Source organism: Streptomyces sp. NPDC049687 (assembly GCF_044465285.1).
In the GTDB taxonomy this organism is placed as follows: domain Bacteria; phylum Actinomycetota; class Actinomycetes; order Streptomycetales; family Streptomycetaceae; genus Streptomyces.
In genome coordinates this window covers 302,605-320,767 of record NZ_JBITLN010000007.1, presented here as the reverse complement: position 1 = coordinate 320,767, position 18,163 = coordinate 302,605, and the positions used below count along the sequence as shown (strand labels likewise).

Annotated in this window: 19 protein-coding genes; 11 read left to right on the top strand and 8 right to left on the bottom strand. The window is 71.6% G+C overall.

From position 1 onward, the window contains the following. Positions 1 to 190: 190 nt before the first annotated feature. The 3 genes from ACIBVL_RS23115 to ACIBVL_RS23105 all read left to right on the top strand — a co-directional run bounded on the left by ACIBVL_RS23115 (position 191) and on the right by ACIBVL_RS23105 (position 2,574). Positions 191 to 949 (top strand): GPP34 family phosphoprotein, encoded by a 759-nt coding sequence (locus tag ACIBVL_RS23115; RefSeq protein WP_399099186.1) that lies wholly within the window; start codon positions 191 to 193, stop codon positions 947 to 949. Between the two features lie 329 nt (positions 950 to 1,278). After that, positions 1,279 to 2,136 carry a helix-turn-helix domain-containing protein gene (locus ACIBVL_RS23110; protein WP_399099184.1) on the top strand — a complete coding sequence of 286 codons (858 nt, stop codon included), beginning with the start codon at positions 1,279 to 1,281 and terminating at the stop codon, positions 2,134 to 2,136. Positions 2,137 to 2,364: 228 nt separating this feature from the next. Further along, positions 2,365 to 2,574, top strand: coding sequence for a DUF397 domain-containing protein (locus tag ACIBVL_RS23105; RefSeq protein WP_399099182.1), 210 nt, complete (start codon positions 2,365 to 2,367; stop codon positions 2,572 to 2,574). An 83-nt stretch (positions 2,575 to 2,657) separates the two neighbouring features. Here ACIBVL_RS23105 and ACIBVL_RS23100 read toward each other — a convergent pair whose 3' ends face one another. The 3 genes from ACIBVL_RS23100 to ACIBVL_RS23090 all read right to left on the bottom strand — a co-directional run bounded on the left by ACIBVL_RS23100 (position 2,658) and on the right by ACIBVL_RS23090 (position 5,126). Next, on the bottom strand, positions 2,658 to 3,527 hold the full coding sequence (locus tag ACIBVL_RS23100) for a MerR family transcriptional regulator (protein WP_399099180.1): 870 nt from the start codon (positions 3,525 to 3,527) through the stop codon (positions 2,658 to 2,660). Between the two features lie 74 nt (positions 3,528 to 3,601). After that, positions 3,602 to 4,120, bottom strand: coding sequence for a glutathione peroxidase (locus ACIBVL_RS23095; RefSeq protein ID WP_399099178.1), 519 nt, complete (start codon positions 4,118 to 4,120; stop codon positions 3,602 to 3,604). Further along, positions 4,110 to 5,126 carry an ArsR family transcriptional regulator gene (locus ACIBVL_RS23090; RefSeq protein WP_399099520.1) on the bottom strand — a complete coding sequence of 339 codons (1,017 nt, stop codon included), beginning with the start codon at positions 5,124 to 5,126 and terminating at the stop codon, positions 4,110 to 4,112. The genes ACIBVL_RS23095 and ACIBVL_RS23090 overlap by 11 nt, the downstream gene beginning before the upstream one ends. Positions 5,127 to 5,220: 94 nt before the next feature. On the opposite strand from ACIBVL_RS23090, the gene ACIBVL_RS23085 reads away from it, so the two are divergent. After that, on the top strand, positions 5,221 to 6,408 hold the full coding sequence (locus ACIBVL_RS23085; protein ID WP_399099176.1) for an MFS transporter: 1,188 nt from the start codon (positions 5,221 to 5,223) through the stop codon (positions 6,406 to 6,408). A gap of 75 nt (positions 6,409 to 6,483) precedes the next feature. Here ACIBVL_RS23085 and ACIBVL_RS23080 read toward each other — a convergent pair whose 3' ends face one another. The 3 genes from ACIBVL_RS23080 to ACIBVL_RS23070 form a co-directional block, all read right to left on the bottom strand. Then, positions 6,484 to 7,065 carry a DUF4232 domain-containing protein gene (locus ACIBVL_RS23080; protein ID WP_399099174.1) on the bottom strand — a complete coding sequence of 194 codons (582 nt, stop codon included), beginning with the start codon at positions 7,063 to 7,065 and terminating at the stop codon, positions 6,484 to 6,486. Positions 7,066 to 7,143: 78 nt separating this feature from the next. Beyond that, positions 7,144 to 7,746 (bottom strand): GNAT family N-acetyltransferase, encoded by a 603-nt coding sequence (locus ACIBVL_RS23075; RefSeq protein WP_399099172.1) that lies wholly within the window; start codon positions 7,744 to 7,746, stop codon positions 7,144 to 7,146. Between the two features lie 31 nt (positions 7,747 to 7,777). Further along, the gene (locus ACIBVL_RS23070; RefSeq protein WP_399099170.1) at positions 7,778 to 8,074 is read right to left on the bottom strand and encodes an SHOCT domain-containing protein; all 297 of its coding nucleotides are present in this window, start codon (positions 8,072 to 8,074) and stop codon (positions 7,778 to 7,780) included. 168 nt (positions 8,075 to 8,242) lie between these two features. Between ACIBVL_RS23070 and ACIBVL_RS23065 the strand changes: the two genes are divergently transcribed. Both ACIBVL_RS23065 and ACIBVL_RS23060 read left to right on the top strand, forming a co-directional pair. Then, the gene (locus ACIBVL_RS23065) at positions 8,243 to 8,620 is read left to right on the top strand and encodes a hypothetical protein (protein ID WP_399099518.1); all 378 of its coding nucleotides are present in this window, start codon (positions 8,243 to 8,245) and stop codon (positions 8,618 to 8,620) included. 334 nt (positions 8,621 to 8,954) lie between these two features. Continuing rightward, positions 8,955 to 9,326 (top strand): hypothetical protein, encoded by a 372-nt coding sequence (locus ACIBVL_RS23060; protein WP_399099169.1) that lies wholly within the window; start codon positions 8,955 to 8,957, stop codon positions 9,324 to 9,326. 55 nt (positions 9,327 to 9,381) lie between these two features. On the opposite strand, the gene ACIBVL_RS23055 is transcribed toward ACIBVL_RS23060, so the two are convergent. After that, a complete protein-coding gene (locus tag ACIBVL_RS23055; protein WP_399099516.1) occupies positions 9,382 to 9,804 on the bottom strand; it encodes a DUF6325 family protein in 423 nt (140 codons plus the stop codon). 169 nt (positions 9,805 to 9,973) lie between these two features. On the opposite strand from ACIBVL_RS23055, the gene ACIBVL_RS23050 reads away from it, so the two are divergent. Genes ACIBVL_RS23050 through ACIBVL_RS23040 form a run of 3 tightly spaced genes read left to right on the top strand, consistent with a single transcriptional unit; the run spans position 9,974 to position 13,722 of the window. Next, on the top strand, positions 9,974 to 11,284 hold the full coding sequence (locus tag ACIBVL_RS23050) for a hypothetical protein (protein ID WP_399099167.1): 1,311 nt from the start codon (positions 9,974 to 9,976) through the stop codon (positions 11,282 to 11,284). 16 nt (positions 11,285 to 11,300) lie between these two features. Beyond that, positions 11,301 to 12,281: a YhjD/YihY/BrkB family envelope integrity protein gene (locus ACIBVL_RS23045; RefSeq protein ID WP_399099165.1), complete on the top strand. Its 981-nt coding sequence runs from the start codon at positions 11,301 to 11,303 to the stop codon at positions 12,279 to 12,281. Between the two features lie 22 nt (positions 12,282 to 12,303). Beyond that, positions 12,304 to 13,722: a DUF2252 domain-containing protein gene (locus tag ACIBVL_RS23040; RefSeq protein WP_399099163.1), complete on the top strand. Its 1,419-nt coding sequence runs from the start codon at positions 12,304 to 12,306 to the stop codon at positions 13,720 to 13,722. Between the two features lie 101 nt (positions 13,723 to 13,823). On the opposite strand, the gene ACIBVL_RS23035 is transcribed toward ACIBVL_RS23040, so the two are convergent. Then, positions 13,824 to 15,131, bottom strand: coding sequence for a chloride channel protein (locus ACIBVL_RS23035; protein WP_399099161.1), 1,308 nt, complete (start codon positions 15,129 to 15,131; stop codon positions 13,824 to 13,826). A gap of 195 nt (positions 15,132 to 15,326) precedes the next feature. On the opposite strand from ACIBVL_RS23035, the gene ACIBVL_RS23030 reads away from it, so the two are divergent. Beyond that, complete coding sequence (locus tag ACIBVL_RS23030; RefSeq protein ID WP_399099159.1) at positions 15,327 to 15,752, top strand: helix-turn-helix transcriptional regulator; 426 nt, start codon at positions 15,327 to 15,329, stop codon at positions 15,750 to 15,752. 5 nt (positions 15,753 to 15,757) lie between these two features. Beyond that, positions 15,758 to 18,124, top strand: coding sequence for an ATP-binding cassette domain-containing protein (locus ACIBVL_RS23025; protein WP_399099157.1), 2,367 nt, complete (start codon positions 15,758 to 15,760; stop codon positions 18,122 to 18,124). Positions 18,125 to 18,163 lie beyond the last annotated feature (39 nt).

Genomic DNA, 18,163 nt, shown 5'->3' with positions numbered 1-18,163 from the left:
TGAACCGCCCGCCCGGAACCCGCCTCGGGGCGGTGTCCGAACCATGTACCAGTGTCCTGTGTAGAGGGCTTGGCTCCTGCGGTAGACGAGAACGACATACCTACTGGTTCCACTACAAACAGGTCACGCACCCTCGACAGACCAATGTGAGAGGGGTCACCCTGTCATTCATCCACGCGGGGAGGCATGGATGGGCAGGAGCCGCAGAACGATTCCGGAAGAGCTTCTTCTGCTGGCGTTGGACCCGACCACGGGTACCACCGCACAGCCGCAGTCGCTCGACCTTGGTCTGGCCGGAGCACAGCTAGTGGAGCTGGCGCTGGCCGGACGGATAGCCCCTGACGGGGATCGTATCGCCGTGGTGTCGCCACGGCCGACTGGAGATCCAACCTTGGACTGCGCGTTGGAGTTGCTGCGAAGGCGTGGCGCTCCTGTACGGGCCGTCCACTGGATCGGCGGGCCGCGTCTCGGGCTACGCCAGACCTACCTCTCGCATCTGGAGCGGTGCGGCATGGTGCATGCCGTGGCGGGCCAGATGTGCGGAGTGCTGCCGACGACTCGCTACCAGGCGACGGACACCGACATCAGCCGGGAGATCAAGGCCCGGCTGGACTCCGCGATCCGCACCGGCGTTCCGCCGGACCCGCGGACCGCGGCGCTCGCCGCACTGGCGCACGCGGTCGGCCTCGGCAAGCACCTGTACCCGGGGAACGAGGGACGCTCGTCCCGCTCCCGGCTGCGGGACCTGATCAGGCACGACCCCATGGGCGGGCTCGTCGCGCACGCCGTGATGGACGTCCAGAACGGTGCGGCCGTCCAGCCGCGCCGCAGCCCGGCGGCTCCGGCCGGCCGGCAGGCCGGACCGGGCGGCCGGCCCGTACCGGAACCGGCCCGTGGTGTTCCGGCGCAGCCGCGCCGCGGCTCCATGGCGCGTGTCGTGGCTCACTGAGCCGCAGTTCCACGACCCGCACCGCACAGGTACGACCCGCAAGACCAGCGAGTCCCGTAAGACCCGTAAGACCCGTTCGGGAGCCGCCGCGGCCCGCGCGGGGCGGTGAACTGTCACCGCCCCGCGCGGACGCATGTCACGGGGCGCACCGGAGGGGGCGCCGCGACCGGGACGCGGTTCGCGCGTTGTAGTGGTGGGTGACCCGAACTGGCGTGTACCGGCCGCGTATCCACCGTTTTCCAGCGGTACGAAGCACCTGGGTGGCAGTCTGCTCAACAGCAGATACGCAAAGTGTCAATTACAGGCATGCAGCCGGAGGTGCGCGTCCCGTGACGTCCAATGTCAATCCCACGGTCAGGCGACGCCGGTTGGGCCAGGAGTTGCGCAAACTCCGCGAGGACAAGGGCATGACGGCCGAGCAGGTCGCGGAGCGCCTTCTTGTCTCCCAGTCGAAGATCAGCCGCCTGGAGAACGGCCGGCGCAGCATCAGCCAGCGCGATGTGCGCGACCTTTGCGGGGTGTACGAGGTCCAGGACCAGCGGATCGTCGATTCGCTGATGGAGATGGCGAAGGACTCGCGCCAGCAGGGGTGGTGGCATGCGTTCGGCGACATCCCGTACAGCATCTACATCGGCCTGGAGACGGATGCGCAGTCGCTGAGGGTCTACGAGCCCCAGGTCGTCACCGGGTTGCTCCAGACGCGGGCGTATGCCGAGGCCATCGTGCGGGGCGGTTCGCCCGAGAACTCGGTGGAGGAGGTCGAGAAGCGCGTTCAGGTCCGGATGCGACGGCAGGAACGAATCAGCGCCGAGGAGAATCCGCTCCGTCTGTGGGTGGTGCTGGACGAGGCGGCTCTGCGGCGGGTGGTCGGCGACCGGAACGTGATGCGTGAGCAGTTGGAGTACGTCGTCGACATGATGCAGCAGCCCCATGTGACCGTGCAGGTGCTGCCGTTCGAGATGGGCGCGCACACCGGGATCACCGGCCAGTACGCGATCCTTGAGTTCGCCGACACCGCCGACGCCAGCGTGGTGTACATCGAGGGCGTGACGAGCGACCTGTATCTGGAGAAGGCTCTCGACGTCCAGAAGTACAGCGTGATGTACGAGCATCTCCGGGCACAGGCGCTGAATGTGGACCAGTCCCGTCAATTCATCCTCAACGTCGCGAAAGAGTACGCGCGCTGACCTTGCCCGATGAGTGGGGCGGAAAGGTACACCTTCGGCACGTCCGTAGGGAAGACCCACCTGGAATATGCCATCCGGTCGAGTGAATGCCTGCTCCGTCTGGAGGTGTTCGCGAGTAGCGTCGATCAAGCCAAGGAACACACGGTCCTGGCGCAAACCAAACTGTAGGTTCCGGTTGCGGGCTGCGGTGCGGTGACAGCTACTCGACGATTCGCAAGCGGAGATAATATGGCAATCCTGCAAGGTGCCGCACACGCCTGGACGAAGTCCTCCTACTCGACCGCTCAGGGCGCGTGCGTCGAGGTCAGGTCGCCCATCACGTCGGCGCTGGCGGTCCGGGACTCCAAGGTTCCCGAGGGCCCCACTCTCGCGTTCCCCGCACAGTCGTGGAACGCCTTCGTGGCGGAGGTGAGCCGGGGGGCCTTCGAGCGCGCCTGACGCGTTGCAGGCCGGACGTCACGCACCACCCGCAGGGCCCTCTCGACTGGATCGCCGTCCCGGCCGAGAGGGCTTGGCCTTTCTCAGACCCGCTTCACCGGGAACGCCACGTCGCACACCGGGTCCTCGGGGCCCGCCGCGTTCCAGTCGGCGAAGTAAATCTCGCGGCACGGGCCGTCGTACTCCCAGCCCTCCCGCCTCATCCACGCCTCCACCGCCTCGAAGGCGGCGACGATCTGCGGATGCGCGACCTGTGCCTTGCCGATGCGGGTGTACGCCAGCCGCCGGGCCGGTTCCACCCGCACCCGGAGCTGCCGTGCCCGGCCCTGCGCGGCCACCCACGCCCGGGCCGCCGCCTCGTCGGCGACGGGCACGCAGGTCTCGGCCGGGCCGTCGCTCTCCATCGACACCTCGGCGTGGTAGACGACGAACGGTGCGCCGGTGGTGCCCCCGCACTGCTCGGCCGCCTCCTCCAGCCGCCCCAGTGACGCGGGGATCCAGGCGGGCAGTTCGTCCGCGAGGGTGTGCCGGGTCTCGGTGACGATCACCTGCGCCGGCACCTCAACCGTCTCGATCTCGAACGTCTCGTACAACTCGGAGCTCCTCCCCGACAGTCGGCCACGGAGGTATGCGGCGAGCGTGCGCTGGGCGGCGAAACGGGCCTCGACCCCCGCCCAGTAGGCGGCGAGCCGGTTCCCTGCCTCGGCCCCGTCGGCCGTGTCGACCACCTCGGCGATCCGTGCCAGCGGCATGTCGAGCTGCCGCAGCATCGCCACCAGCCGGGCGCGGTCCACCTGGCCGGCACGGTAGTAGCGGTAGCCGCTGACCTCGTCGACCCGGGCGGGGGCCAGCAGGCCCAGCCGGTCGTAGAGCCGCAGTGCCTTCGCCGACAGACGGGCCCGCGCGGCGAACGCGCCGATGGTGAGCAGTTCGTCGTCGTCCCGTACGTCCACCTGGTCATCCTCCGTCGCCGGGTGCCCTCTGGCACCCGGCGACGAGGAGACTCCGCCTTGCCCCAGGGGCAGGGTCAAGACACGTTCTGGCCGAGCTGGGTCTCGATCGCGGTGACGAGGTCCGCCGTCTCCGGCTCGGTCTGGGGGGAGAAGCGGGCGACGACGGATCCGTCGCGGCCGATCAGGAACTTTTCGAAGTTCCAGCGGATGTCGCCGTCGTGGCCCTCCGCGTCCGCGAAGCCGACGAGGCGGTCGTACAGGGCGTGCCGGCCCTCCCCGTTCACCTCGACCTTCTCGGTCAGCGGGAAGGTCACGCCGTACGTCGCCGAGCAGAACTCCGCGATCTCCTCGGCGCTGCCGGGCTCCTGCCCGAGGAACTGGTTGCAGGGCACGCCGAGCACGGTGAAGCCCTGGGCGGCGTACCGCTCCTGGAGCCGCTCCAGACCCGTGTACTGCGGGGTCAGACCGCACTTCGAGGCCACGTTCACGACCAGCACGACCTGGCCCGCGTACTGCGACAGCTCGGCGGAGCCGCCCTTGAGAGCACCGATCTCGACGGCGAGGGGAGAGGAGGACACGGCATCAGTAGTCATGCGCGGATGCTAACTCCGGCGGATGAACCGGGTGTGTTCCGGGGCCCGACGCGCCCACCAGTACCTCACCCGCCCCCGTCCGGGAGTACAGCACCGACCGCCCGGCCCGGCGCCGCTCCACCAGCCCCGCGTCCAGGAGGACCCGCAGGTGCCGGCCCACCGAACCGAGCGTCTGGCCGGTCAGGGCGACCAGGTGGCTCGTGCTCAGAGGGCCCTGGCCGAGCAGCACCAGGACAGCGGCGCGGGTCCGTCCCAGCAGGGCGCTCAGCGCCGCCGGTACGGGCCGTTCCCGGTGGTCCCCGGCCAGTGCGCCCGCGCACGGGTAGACGACGGCATACCGCTCCCGGCCCTCCCACGACACCCACCCGGCCTCCGGAGTCACCGGTACGAAGACCAGCTCGGCACCGGAGATCTCGCGGGGCGGGTACTCCTGCAGATTGACCTGGAACCGGTTCTCCCCGAGCCACCGCGTCCCCGGCCGAAGGGAATCGAGCACGGCCGCCCAGCCGCCCCGGCTGACCTGCGCGGTCCGCGCGACGACATCGGCCTCCAGGATGTGCCGCCGACGCTCCCAGGTCGGCCGTACGGTCGCCTCCCACACGTACTCCAACAGCGCGGCCGCCCGCTCGGGCAGGTCGTCGCGGTCCAGGGCGGCGGGCAGCGGGCCGGCGAGGGACATCCGCAGATGCGCGCGGGCGTGCGCCGGGTCGGCCGCCCGTACCCGGGCCACGCCGTCCGCGAAGCTCTCGCCGTCGCGCGGTGTCGGGGTGAGGAAGTCGGCGATCCAGCCCCGTCCGAGTCCGGCGCGGACGAGGAGCGCGGTCACCGGGTCGGCCGCCAGCGCCGCCCGGTAGGCGGGCAGATGGGCGCGCAGCCACTCCTGCTCACCGAGGTGGGCCGCCACGCCGCACTGCAGCAGCTTCAGGCTCGCGAAGGCCTCGGCGAGCGGCGAGAGCACGAACCGGCTGCGGGCCAGGGTGTCCGCGTTGATCTGCCACCAGCCCATGACGCCCCCCTGTTCGCGGACGACTTCCGCCACGACGTTTCGCACGCCCGCGAAACAATAACCACCCCGTCCGGGGCCGCCCGAGACTCCGCCCATGCCCAGCTACCGACAACTCTTCCGCACCCCCGAGTTCACCCCGCTCTTCCTCTCCTCCGCCGCCCACACCGGCGCCCAGACGGTGGCCGGACTCGCCCTCGGCACGCTCGTCTACCGGGCCACCGACTCGCCGCTGCTCTCGGCGGTGAGCATGTTCGGCCCCTCGCTCGCCCAGGTGGTGGGCGCGACCGTGCTGCTGTCGGGCGCCGACCGGCTGCCCGCGCGCACCGCCCTCACGGGGCTCTCCCTCGCCTTCGCCACCGCCACGGCCGTCCTGGCCCTGCCCGGGCTGCCGGTGTACGGCGTCTTCGCCGTCGTACTCCTCCAAGGGCTGGTCGCCGCCCTCGGCGGAGGCGTCCGCTGGGGCCTGCTGAACGAGATCCTCACCAAGGACGGCTACCTGCCGGGCCGTTCGCTGTTCAACATCATGAACGGGCTGACGCAGATCGGCGGTTACGGGGCCGGCGGCGCCCTGGTGACCGTCCTCTCCCCGCGCCGCGCCCTCCTGCTCGCCGCCCTGCTGCACGCCGTCGCCGCGGCCACGGCCCGCCTCGGTCTGGCCGCCCGTCCGCCGCGCGCCGCCGGCCGCCCCTCGGCCGCGGCCACCTGGCGCGCCAACGCCGTCCTGTGGTCCTCCCGCCCCCGCCGCCTCACCTATCTGGGCCTCTGGGTCCCCAACGGCCTGGTCGTCGGCTGCGAGGCCCTGTTCGTGCCGTACGCCCCCGACGCGGCGGGCACCCTGTTCGCGTGCGCGGCGCTGGGGATGCTGGCGGGTGACGTGACGGTCGGCCGGCTGCTCCCGCCGGCCGTACGGGCCCGTGCGGCGACCCCTCTCCTGCTGCTCCTGGCCATCCCCTACGCCTTCTTCGCCCTGCACCCCGCCCTGCCCGTCGTCGCCGTCTGCGCGACCCTCGCCTCCGTCGGCTTCGGCGCGAGCCTGGTCCAGCAGGAACGCCTGATGTCCCTCACACCGTCCGAACTCAGCGGCCACGCCCTGGGGTTGCACTCGGCGGGCATGCTCACGATGCAGGGGGTGGGAGCGGCGGTGGCGGGCTCGGTCGCCCAACTCATCTCCCCGGCCGTCGCGATGACGGTGATGGCGGTGACGTCGGCGGGCGCGACGGTGGCGTTGGCCCTGGCGGCCCGCCCGGGCAGCCGACCGGAACCCTCGAAGGTCACGCCCTAGGGGGAGTGTTTTCCACAGTGGGCTTCGTCTGTCGGCGGCGGGGCCCGCGGGGTCCGCAAGCCACCCGCGGCTCCGTCACGCGGGCTCGACCGCGGACACGGGGGTGGCGGCCACCGTGTCGTCGCATTCGGCGAACAGCCCGTCGTCCAGGGCGACCTGGTGCGCCCCCGAGCCGGGCAGTCCCACGACCAGCGTCGGATACGTCACCGGATCCGCCCCCGACTCGCAGTAGCCGTCGGCCTCGCCCTGGACCTGTACGAAGGTCAGCTTCACCCACGCCCTGCCGGCCGGCTGCACCGTCACCGGGGTCGCCGTGCCGGTGGCCGTCACCTTCAGCGGGGAGTTGCGGTCCGGGGAGCCGTTGCCCGCGCCCGCGACCGTCGGGTGTCCCTTCAGGACGCAGGGCGTGCCGGAGACATTGACGAACTCCACGACCGCGGCTCCCGTCCCGGTCCCGTCCGGCCGCTCGGCGGCCTGCCGGGCACTGGCCTCGAGAGCGTCGACGGGGCAGACGGGCGCACCTCCCGACGCCGGAGCCGAGCCCACCGGCTCCGCCCCCGTGTCGCCCCCACCGGGCTCGCACCCGGTCACCACCAGAGCGGCCAGGGCCGCGACCGTCACCGCCGCCGTCCTGCGCATGCCGTTCCCGTACCGCATGGTCGTCCCCCCGAAGTCGCTCCGGGCCGGTCCTCGCCGGCCCACGCCTACGTCGACAGGCGGGCAGGGCGAACGGTTCTAGCGAATGACGAGCTGTGACGGACCGGTGACGTCACGTACGTGGAGGTGGCCGTCCAGCGGGAAGGCGGGCGGGGCGGCGGGCAGGGTGCTGTCGAAGGTGTAGCCCGCCTTCTCGGCCACCCGGCAGGACGCCTCGTTGTCGACCTGGTGAAGGAGGTCGAGGCGATTCAGCCCGGTCTCCGCGAAGGTGTCGAACGCCCAGCGGGTGAGGGTCTCAAGGGCGCGCGGGGCCACGCCTCTTCCGCGCGCGTGGGCGGCGGTCCAATAGCCCACCTCGGCGCTCGACCTGCAGGGCGCGACCTCCTTGAGCACCGAGTGGCCCAGCAACCGGCCCTCGGCCGGGCCGTGCGGGGCTTCGACGACGGCGAAGCCGAACCGCTCGCCGGCCTCCCAGTCCCGCCGCTGAGCCTCTATCCATCGCCCGATGCCGGCCGCGTCGGCCGCGGGCACACCGACCCGGCGGCGCAGTACGGGATCCCGGAAGACCTCGGTCAGCGCGGCGACGTCCGTGGCGCGCCAGGGCCGGAGGGCGAGGGCGGGAGCGGCGGAAGTCGCGTCGGCCCGGAGTACGACCGGGGGGACGGCCGGGGTGGGTGGCATCGGCCGATCGTACGCGGCGGCGGGTCCGTCCTCAGGCGAGCAGTCTGCGCTTCTGTTCCTCGAACTCCGTGTCGGTGAGCACGCCTTGGGCCTTGAGCTCGCCGAGCTGCTTGAGTTGGTCGATCTTGTTGCTCATGTCGTCGGTCAGGGGCGCGGCCTGTGGGGGTTCCCGGTAGGCCTGGGGCTCCTGGCGGGCCTGGGGTTCCTGGTAGGAGGGCTGCTGGGCGGCCCAGCGGCCCTGTTGGCGGCGTGACACTCTGTTGGAGACGGCGGTCGCCGTGCCCGCGACGACCGCGGTGCGGGCGACTCCTCGAAGAAGACCCGGCATGGCGATCTCCTCTCACCCCGGGATATCCCCTCCATTGCACCATGGTTCCCGCTGATCTGCCGGTCGGCGTAATTCGTGCGAGGCTGGTGTCGTGTGTTTGCCGAGTCGAAGGAGTTCGAAATGGCCACGCACGGCTCAGGAATGTCGCGTACCACTGCTCGCGGGGGAATGGCGGTGTCCGGCTGGACGCTGTTCGCCGCGATCATGATGGTGTTCGGCGGCGTCATGGCGATATTCGAGGGAATAGCCGCCATCGCCGAGGACGACGTGTTCGTCGCGACCAGGAATTTCACTTTCCAGTGGAGTCTCACCGGCTGGGGCTGGCTGCACCTCGTTCTCGGCATCGTGGTGACCCTGGCGGGCATCGCCCTGTTCAGCGGGTCCATGTGGGCGCGCGTCGTCGGTATCGCCCTGGCCGGACTGTCCATGATCGCAAACTTCGCGTGGCTGCCCTGGTACCCCTTCTGGGCCGTCATGCTGATCGTCATCGACGGTTTCGTGATGTGGGCGCTGTGCGTCGGGCCCAGCAGGGACGCCAGGGTCTGAATCACGGAATTGCACCGTTCTGCCCCGGAGGCCACCCGCACGTGCCGCCGGGGCGCGCGCCGGCGGGACGTCGTGTCCCGCCGGTATTTCGTTGGGCGGGTGGAATTCGTACCGTCGCGCCGATCGCCTTTCCTCTTCGTGGTGAATTACGTCGTCGACGTCCGGGCGGCCACCGTTCTCGGAACGCGTGGGGCGGTCGTCACCGCCGGGCGCCTTCCCGGATTCAGCCGACTGGTCGCGCCCCGGATGACGTGGACCGCCGGTCACGGCAGCCTGGGCGGAAGAGGCCCAGGCTTCCCGCTGACCTTCCCCGCACAGACGAGGACCCGTCGCCATGATCTGTCGTAGCCGTGCCGGCCGGCGGGCCGGAGCCGTCGTTCTCGTGCTCGTCGTCGCGGGCTGTACGGAGCACGCGGCCATGGGCACGCTCGAGTACACGACCCCGGCCAAGCGGGTGGTGAGGATCCAGAGCCCGTCCGACGAGGGATGCCACCGCATGCCGGGCGGCGCCCACCGGGTGACCAACTACACGGTCGACGACATCCGTCTGTACGCCAACGAGGACTGCATGCTGACGAAGGCCGGCGACGACCAGAGCGGCCAGACCGGCGGCGAGAGCTTCTACCTCGCCACGCAGACGTCCGTCGAGTTCACGCCCGGCCAGTCCCCGTGGCTCAGCTACTCCGTCGTCGGCGGCGGTGGCTGAGCCCACCTCAGGAACCCGCTGCGGAAACCCGCTCAGGGACCCCTCCGGCGCTCCCTCAGGAGGCCGTCTCGGCCGCTTCGAGGGAGGCGAGGACGGCCGGCACGGGCAGGCGTCCGGAGGCGACCAGCTCCGCGCCGCCGCGCCGCAGGGCGGCGGCGAAGGGCGCGGCCCACAGGTTCTCGTAGATCAGCAGACCGGCGGAGTTTCCGGGTTCGATGGCCGCGGCGGCCTCCTCCAGGTCGTCCTGGCCCAGTAGGCCGGAGTGGACGCCCTCGAAGACGGCGAGGTCGAGGTGACCGTCACCGGTGAGGTCGGCGATCTCCAGGGCGGACACCGTGCCGTCCTCGGCCTTCCCGATGAACATCAGGTCCAGGATGCGGATGATGCCGCGGTCCACCAGATCGACCAGCAGCGGGAAGCCCTCTCCCGTCATGCGATTGCCGGGGAACTCCACGACCACGTAGTCGATGGGTCCCATTGCGTCGGATTGCTCGCTCACGGTGGTCACCTCTGGTGCTCGTGGACCCCCTGACTGCCATTGCATCACCGGAGAGGGGCCGTCGCACCCGGTGCCGGCCGGCGCGCGGGTCACCCCATCGGCCCTTCTCCGCTCGCCGCGCGGCCCACGCCGGGATCTTCTCGGAGACATGACGGACAGCGACGCACCCCCGCCGGAGCGGCGGCCGGACGGTGAGCTGGAGGAACTGCGGCGCCGGGTGAACGAGTTGGAGAGCGCCCGGCACGAGCCCAAGCACCGGCTGCGCGCGCTGGGCTCGGTCCTGCTGATCATTCTGGCGTCCGTGCTGGCCCTGCTCGCGGTGGTCGCGGTCTGGGCGAACAGCATCGTCCGGGACACCGACCGTTACGTCGCCACCGTGGCGCCACTGGCGTCCGATCCCGATGTGCAGCAGGCCGTGACCAGCAGGGTCACCGACGCCGTCATCAAGCAGATCGACGTGGACGGGCTGGTCGCGCAGCTGAGCGACGCGGCGAAGCAGCAGGGAGTGCCGCCCAGGGTCGCGGATCTCGTCGACGACCTGGACGGCCCCATCACGAGCGGTCTGAAGGAGCTGGTGAGCAGCACCGTGCTGCGCGTGGTCTCCAGCCAGGCCTTCGAGACGGTCTGGACGGACGCGAACCGCAGGGCCCACGACGCCGTGGACAAGGCGCTGACGGGCAGCTCCGACAGCGCCGTGCAGCTGAAGGGCAACCAGGTCGCCATCGACGTCGGGCCCATCGTGGCCCAGGTGAAGGACCGGCTGGTCGACTCCGGGCTGGCGGTGGCCTCGAAGATCCCGGAGGTCCACACGCAGTTCGTCGTGGTCGAGGGCAAGGACGTCGGCGAGATCAAGTCGTATCTGAGGGTGCTGGAGATCGTCGGCAACTGGCTGCCGATCATCGCGGTGCTGATCGCCGCCGCGGGCGTCTACGTGGCGTCCCATCGCCGGCGGGCGGTGATCGGGGCCGCGATCGGCGTCTTCCTCGCCATGGTGCTGCTCGGCGTGGTCCTCGCCGTCTTCCGCGCGGTGTACCTGGACCACCTGCCGCCGGACACGAACGAGGACGCCGCGGGCGCCGTCTACGACGCGCTGGTGCGGTTCCTGCGCTCCAGCGTGCGGGCGGTCGGGGCACTGGCCCTGGTCACGGCCCTCGGCGCGTTCTTCGTCGGGCCGTCCCGGATCGCCGTGTTCACCCGTCACTTCTTCGCCAAGGGCATCGGCGCGGGGCGGGACGTGGCCGCCTCGGCGGGACTGCGGCTCGGCCCGGTGGGCCGGTTCGTGCACCGCTTCAAGACGTGGATCGGGGCGGCGATCCTGCTGGTGGCCGCGATCGTCCTGTTCACCTGGAGCTATCCGACGACGGCGGTCGTGATCTGGACGGCCGTGATCGTGCTGGCCGCCTTCGGCATCCGTGAATTCCTGGACACGGGTCCCGAGGACGAACCGGGACCGGCCTGACGGCCACGCCGCCGGCATGCAGCCAGGCACAGGGGCCGACGGGGGCCGCCCGCGGCGGCGGTGGCGGGACCGGCGACGCGGGCGGGCCGCCTCGGTGCGGTCCCGGCTGCTCGGCCTGCGGACCAGGGCCGAGACCAGGTTCCCGCTGATCACGCATCTCATGTCGCACCTGATCTCCGTGAACGTGCTCGACTCGGCGACCCGGCTGGCCGCCCAGACGTTCCTCACGGCGGTCCCCCTGATCTTCGTGGTGGCCTCCATCGCCCCGCAGGAGCTGCGGGACCAGTTCGTCAGCTCGCTGCACCACGTCTTCGGCCTGTCCGGCAGCGCGGACGCCGAGTTGAAGAAGGCCTTCCAGGCCGGCGGGACCGATGACGAACTGCGCCAGACCACCGGCGTCGTCGGCGTGCTGATGGTGCTGGTCTCGGCGACCGCGTGCAGCCGTGCCATGCAGCGGCTCTGCGAGCGCGCCTGGAGCCTGACCAGGGCGAGCGCGCGGCTGGCCGCGTGGCGCTGGGTGGCCTGGCTCGCGGCCTGGCTGGTCATGATCGGACTGCAGGGGAGCCTGCGGAACGGCTTCGGCCTCGGGCCGTGGCTGGGGCTGCCGCTCCTGCTGACCGCCGAGGTCGGCATGTGGTGGTGGACCCAGCACCTGCTGCTCGCGGCACGCGTGCCGTGGCTGCCACTGCTGCCGGGCGCGCTGCTGACCGGAGCGGCGCTGACCGTCCTCACCTCCACCGCCACGGTGTACGTGCCCCGGGTCCTCAACCGCAGTCTGGAGAAGTACGGCTCGCTGGGCGCGGTCTTCACGCTGCTGTCCTGGCTCATCTCGCTGTGCGTGGTCGTGACCCTGTGCGTCACCGCGGGCGCGGTCGTCGCCCGGGAACCCTGGGCGGCGCGGCACCTGGGCGTACCGGGGCCGGCCGAGTCGCCGGGGTCACCGCCCGGGGATACGTTGGAAGACGGACCGCGGCCGACCAGTTCACCACCGGAATGACCCGAGGACGGGCGGCCTGCACATGAGCGACAGCAACCCCACCGGACATGACGTGCGCCACCGCACCCCGAAGGAACGCGCCGAGCGCGGCAGGGCCGCCCGGTCCGCCGTTCCGAGGTCCGCGCACGCCGAGTTCATCGCGCCGCCCAAGCGCACCCACCCGGTGGACGTCATCGAGGCGCAGTCGGCGAGGCGGGTCCCCGAACTCGTGCCGATCCGCTACGGCAGGATGAGCGAGTCGCCGTTCCGCTTCTATCGCGGCGCCGCCGCCATCATGGCCGCGGACCTCGCCGAGACCCCCCGCACCGGCATCCGGGCCCAGCTCTGCGGTGACGCGCACCTGCTGAACTTCCGGCTGCTGGCCTCGCCGGAACGCCGGCTGATGTTCGACATCAACGACTTCGACGAGACGCTGCCGGGGCCGTGGGAGTGGGACGTCAAGCGGCTGGCGGCCAGCCTCGTCATCGCGGGCCGGGCGAACGGCTTCGGCGGCAAGGAGCGGGCGGCGGTGGTGCGGGCGGCCGTGCGGTCGTACCGGACCTGGATGCGGTCCTTCGCCGGGATGGGCAATCTCGAGGTCTGGTACACCCGTTTCGAGGCGGACGAGTTGCAGAGACAGTTCGCGCCGGAGATCGGGGCCAGGAACCGCGAGCGCTGGGAGGAGGCCCGGGAGCGGGCCCGCGGGCGCGACACGGTGCAGGTCTTCGACAAACTCACCCACGTCGTCGGCGGGAAGCGCCTGATCGCCAACGACCCGCCGCTGCTGGTCCGGCTCCACGACCTGCTGCCGGGGGCCGAGGCCGGGGCGCTGGAGAGGGAGATCAGCCGGCTCGTCGAGCGGTACGGGCAGTCCCTGCAGTCCGACCGCCGGTTCCTGCTGGAGGGCTACCGCGTCGTCGACGTCGCCCGCAAGGTCGTCGGGGTGGGCAGCGTGGGCACCCGCTGCTGGATCGTGCTGCTGCTCGGCCGGGACGACGAGGACCCGCTGTTCCTGCAGGCGAAGGAGGCCGACGAGTCGGTGCTGGCGCCCTACGCCGGCCCCGGCGGGTTCCGCACCCAGGGCGAGCGGGTGGTCGCCGGGCAGCGGCTGATGCAGGCGACCAGCGACATCTTCCTGGGCTGGGAACGCGTCACGGGCATCGACGGCCGCCGCCGGGACTTCTACGTCCGTCAGCTGCGCGACTGGAAGGGCATCGCCGTGACGGAGAACATGTCGCCGAAGCGGATGACCCTGTTCGGGCAGCTGTGCGGCGCCACCCTGGCCCGCGCCCACGCCCGGTCGGGCGACCGGATCGCGATCGCCGCCTACCTGGGCGGCGGCGACGCCTTCGACCGCGCGCTGGTGACCTTCGCCGAGCTGTACGCCGACCAGAACGAGAAGGACCACCAGGCCCTCCTGGACGCCATCGCGGCGGGCCGGGTCCCCGCCGAAGCGGCCTGAGGAAGGCCGTGCCACCGACCGCTACCCGCCCATCGCCGAGCATGGGCCCGGCGGCGAGCAACCGGGCGACTACCCGCAGGCGTTCACCCACCCGTCGCTCATCATGGCCGCGTCGCCCCCGGACGACGCGCTCGGCCGGGCGGCCGCTCGCCGAACGCCGGGATGGACGGACCCTGCGGCAGCAGCTGGGCCACGACGAACGACATCACGGCGGCCAGCACCACCAGTGCCACGGTGTCCACGTTGCCCAGCAGGAGCACGACCAGGACCACGCTGCTCACGGGCAGCCGCAGCGCCGCGGTCACCGACGCCGCCATCCCGGCCGCCATCGCCGGCACCAGGCCGAGCCCGGGCAGCGGCGCCAGCAGGACACCGGCCGCCCCGCCCAGGAACAGCGCGGGGAAGACGGGGCCACCGCGCAGGCTGCCCAGGCAGAGCGCGTAGGCGAGGCCCTTGAAGACCAGCACCGCGACGAGGGCGCCCACCGACCAGGCGTGCGGATCCCGCGCCAGCTCGCCCAGGGCGGTCTCCCCGGACAGGGCGGCCTCGGCCGGCGAACGGCCGGTGGCGACCGCGTAGAGGGTGACGCAGCCCCCCGCCCCCAGCGCGCACAGGGTGGTGTTCCGTACGGTCCGGGTCGTCACGAAGCCGGCCACGAACCTCCCGCCCACGAACACCCAGTGCACCAGGAACGCGAGGGCCGGCGCCAGCAGCAGCACCCACAGCACGTCCCCCCAGTCCAGCGGCGGCGGCTTGGGCAGGCCGATGTCCAGGCTCCCGGTCTCCAGGCCGGTCCAGTGGACGAACCCGGTGAAGATCAGGTCCCCGACTCCGCTGGCCAGCAGGGCCGGCAGCATCACCGCGAACAGCTGCGGCCCGCCCACCCCGGCCACCTCCATCAGGAGGACGGCTCCCACCGCCGGGTTGCCGAAGAGCGCCGAGATGGCCGCCGCGGCCCCGGCCGCGCCGAGCAACCCCGTGCTCGCCTCGGTCTGCGGCGCCCGCACCAGGCTCGCGAACAGCAGCGCCAGACCGCCGCCCAGGGCGATCAGCGGCGCCTCGGGACCCAGGACGACCCCGAGCGGCAGGCCGACCAGCGCGGCGACGAGGACACCGGGCAGTGCCTCCTTGGTGGGCCCGCCCGCGTGCAGCCCGCCCGCCGGGATGTGCCCGCCCCGCCCGGGAAGCCTGGCGACCACCAGAGCGACGACCACCCCGGCCACCGTCAGCAGCGGAAGCCCCCACCACCAGGGAGCCCGCTCCCAGCCCAGGTCCTTGGGCCAGTCCGTCCAGATCAGCTGCTCCAGCTGGTGGAGCGCCACGAGGAACCAGAACGCGATCAGCGCCACCGGAATGCCGATCAGCCCGCAGAACACCAGCGCCTTGCGGTACTCCGGCCGACGGAGCATGTCCCGCAGCACGTCGGCTTCCCGGGGCTGACTTCCCGACGCCGGCCCGGAGCCGTCCTCCGACTTCGTCCCGGCGATGGGGGCCTCCCGAGCTCGGCGCCACGGCAAGTGACGATTTCGCCAGATATCAGGACGAAGATACACATCGGAAAGGATCCGTGCTCAGTGTCGCCGGGCCTGTGGGAGGGTGGTCGTGTGACGCTGGAGGACCTCGTCCGGCTGCGCCGGGCCCGTGACCTGATGGACCGCGAGTACGCGAAGCCGCTCGACGTCCAGGCGCTGGCGCGCGTCGCCCTCATGTCGCCGGGCCACTTCTCCCGCAGCTTCCGCGCCGCCTTCGGGGAGACGCCGTACAGCTACCTGATGACGCGCCGCATCGAGCGGGCCAAGGCGCTGCTGCGGCGGGGCGACCTGACGGTCACGGAGGTCTGCTTCGCCGTCGGCTGCACCTCGCTGGGGTCGTTCAGCTCCCGGTTCACCGAACTGGTCGGCGAGAGCCCGAGCGCGTACCGGGCCCGCGGCCACGACGAGGGCGCCGGCATCCCCGCCTGCCACGCCAAGATCCACACCCGGCCGGTCAGGAACGGAGAAGCGAAAGCGGGCCCCCGGCCCGTAGCGTGAGCCGCATGGCCATCACCGTCGAACCGCATGTCGCCGACAGTCACGATCTGATCCGTGTGCACGGCGCACGCGTGAACAACCTCAAGGACGTCAGCGTAGAGATCCCGAAGCGCCGCCTGACGGTGTTCACCGGCGTCTCCGGATCCGGCAAGAGCTCCCTGGTGTTCGGCACCATCGCCGCGGAGTCGCAGCGCCTGATCAACGAGACGTACAGCGCGTTCGTCCAGGGCTTCATGCCGACGCCGGCCCGCCCCGAGGTCGACGTACTCGAAGGGCTGACCACCGCGATCATCGTCGACCAGCAGCGGATGGGCGCCGACCCCCGCTCCACGGTCGGCACCGCCACCGACGCCCACGCGATGCTGCGCATCCTCTTCAGCCGGCTCGGCGAACCGCACATCGGCCCGCCCAGCGCCTACTCCTTCAACACCGCCTCGGTCCGGGCGAGCGGCGCGATCACGGTCGAGCGCGGCGCACAGAAGGCGGTGAAGGCGACCTACTCGCGCACCGGCGGCATGTGCCCGCGCTGCGAGGGCCGCGGCTCGGTCACCGACATCGACCTGACCCAGCTGTACGACGACGGCAAGTCGCTCAACGAGGGCGCGCTGACGATCCCCGGCTACAGCATGGACGGCTGGTACGGCCGCATCTTCAGGGGCTGCGGCTTCTTCGACCCGGACAAGCCGATCCGCAGGTACACCAAGAGGGAACTGCACGACCTCCTCCACAAGGAGCCCACCAAGATCAAGGTGGACGGCGTCAACCTGACGTACGAAGGGCTCATACCGAAGATCCAGAAGTCGATGCTGTCCAAGGACGTCGACGCGCTGCAGCCGCACGTCCGCGCCTTCGTGGAGCGGGCGATGACCTTCACCGTCTGCCCCGACTGCGACGGCACCCGCCTCAGCGAGGGGGCCCGCTCGTCGAAGATCCGGGGCATCAGCATCGCCGACGCCTGCGCGATGCAGATCAGCGACCTGGCCGACTGGATCCGCGGCCTCACCGAGCCGTCGGTGGCGCCGCTGCTCACCGCGCTGGGGCAGACCCTCGACTCGTTCGCGGAGATCGGCCTCGGCTACCTCGCCCTCGACCGCCCCGCGGGCACCCTCTCGGGCGGCGAGGCCCAGCGCGTCAAGATGGTCCGCCACCTCGGCTCCTCGCTCACCGACACCACGTACGTCTTCGACGAACCCACCACCGGCCTGCACCCCCACGACATCCAGCGGATGAACGAGCTGCTGCTGCGGCTGCGCGACAAGGGCAACACGGTGCTCGTCGTCGAGCACAAGCCGCAGGTGATCGCGATCGCCGACCACGTCGTCGACCTCGGACCCGGCGCCGGTACGGCGGGCGGAACCGTCTGCTTCGAGGGCTCCGTCGAGGGGCTGCGGGCCGGCGACACCGTCACCGGCCGCCATCTCGACGACCGCGCCTCGCTCAAACCCACGGTGCGCACCCCCACCGGAAAGCTCGCGATCCGCGGCGCCACCGCCCACAACCTCCAGAACGTCGACGTGGACATCCCGCTCGGCGTGCTGGTCGTCGTCACCGGCGTCGCGGGATCCGGCAAGAGCTCGCTGATCCACGGCTCGATCCCGCCCGGCGAGGGCGTGGTCTCGGTGGACCAGGCGCCGATCCGCGGCTCGCGACGCAGCAACCCGGCGACGTACACCGGACTGCTCGACCCGATCCGCAAGGCCTTCGCCAAGGCCAACGGCGTCAAGCCGGCCCTCTTCAGCGCCAACTCCGAGGGGGCCTGCCCCACCTGCAACGGCGCCGGGGTCGTCTTCACCGACCTGGCGATGATGGCCGGCGTCGCCATGACCTGCGAGGAGTGCGAGGGCCGGCGTTTCCAGGCGGCGGTCCTCGAGTACCGCCTCGGCGGGCGCGACATCAGCGAGGTGCTGGCGATGCCGGTGGCCGAGGCGGAGGAGTTCTTCGGCACCGGCGAGGCGAGCACCCCGGCCGCGCACCGCATCCTCGGCCGGCTCTCCGACGTCGGCCTCGGCTACCTCGGCCTCGGCCAGCCGCTCACCACCCTCTCCGGCGGCGAGCGCCAGCGCCTCAAGCTGGCCACGCACATGGCCGACAAGGGCGGTGTGTACGTCCTCGACGAGCCGACCGCCGGCCTCCACCTCGCCGACGTCGAACAGCTCCTCGGCCTCCTCGACCGCCTGGTCGACTCCGGCAAGTCGGTCATCGTCGTCGAGCACCACCCGGCGGTCATGGCACACGCCGACTGGATCGTCGACCTCGGCCCCGGCGCCGGCCACGACGGCGGCCGCATCGTCTACGAGGGCACCCCCTGCGACCTCGTCACCGCCCGCTCCACCCTGACGGGCGAACACCTGGCGGCGTACGTGGGCGCCTGAGCCGACGGGGCAGGGCACCGGGAAGGGACATCGACCACC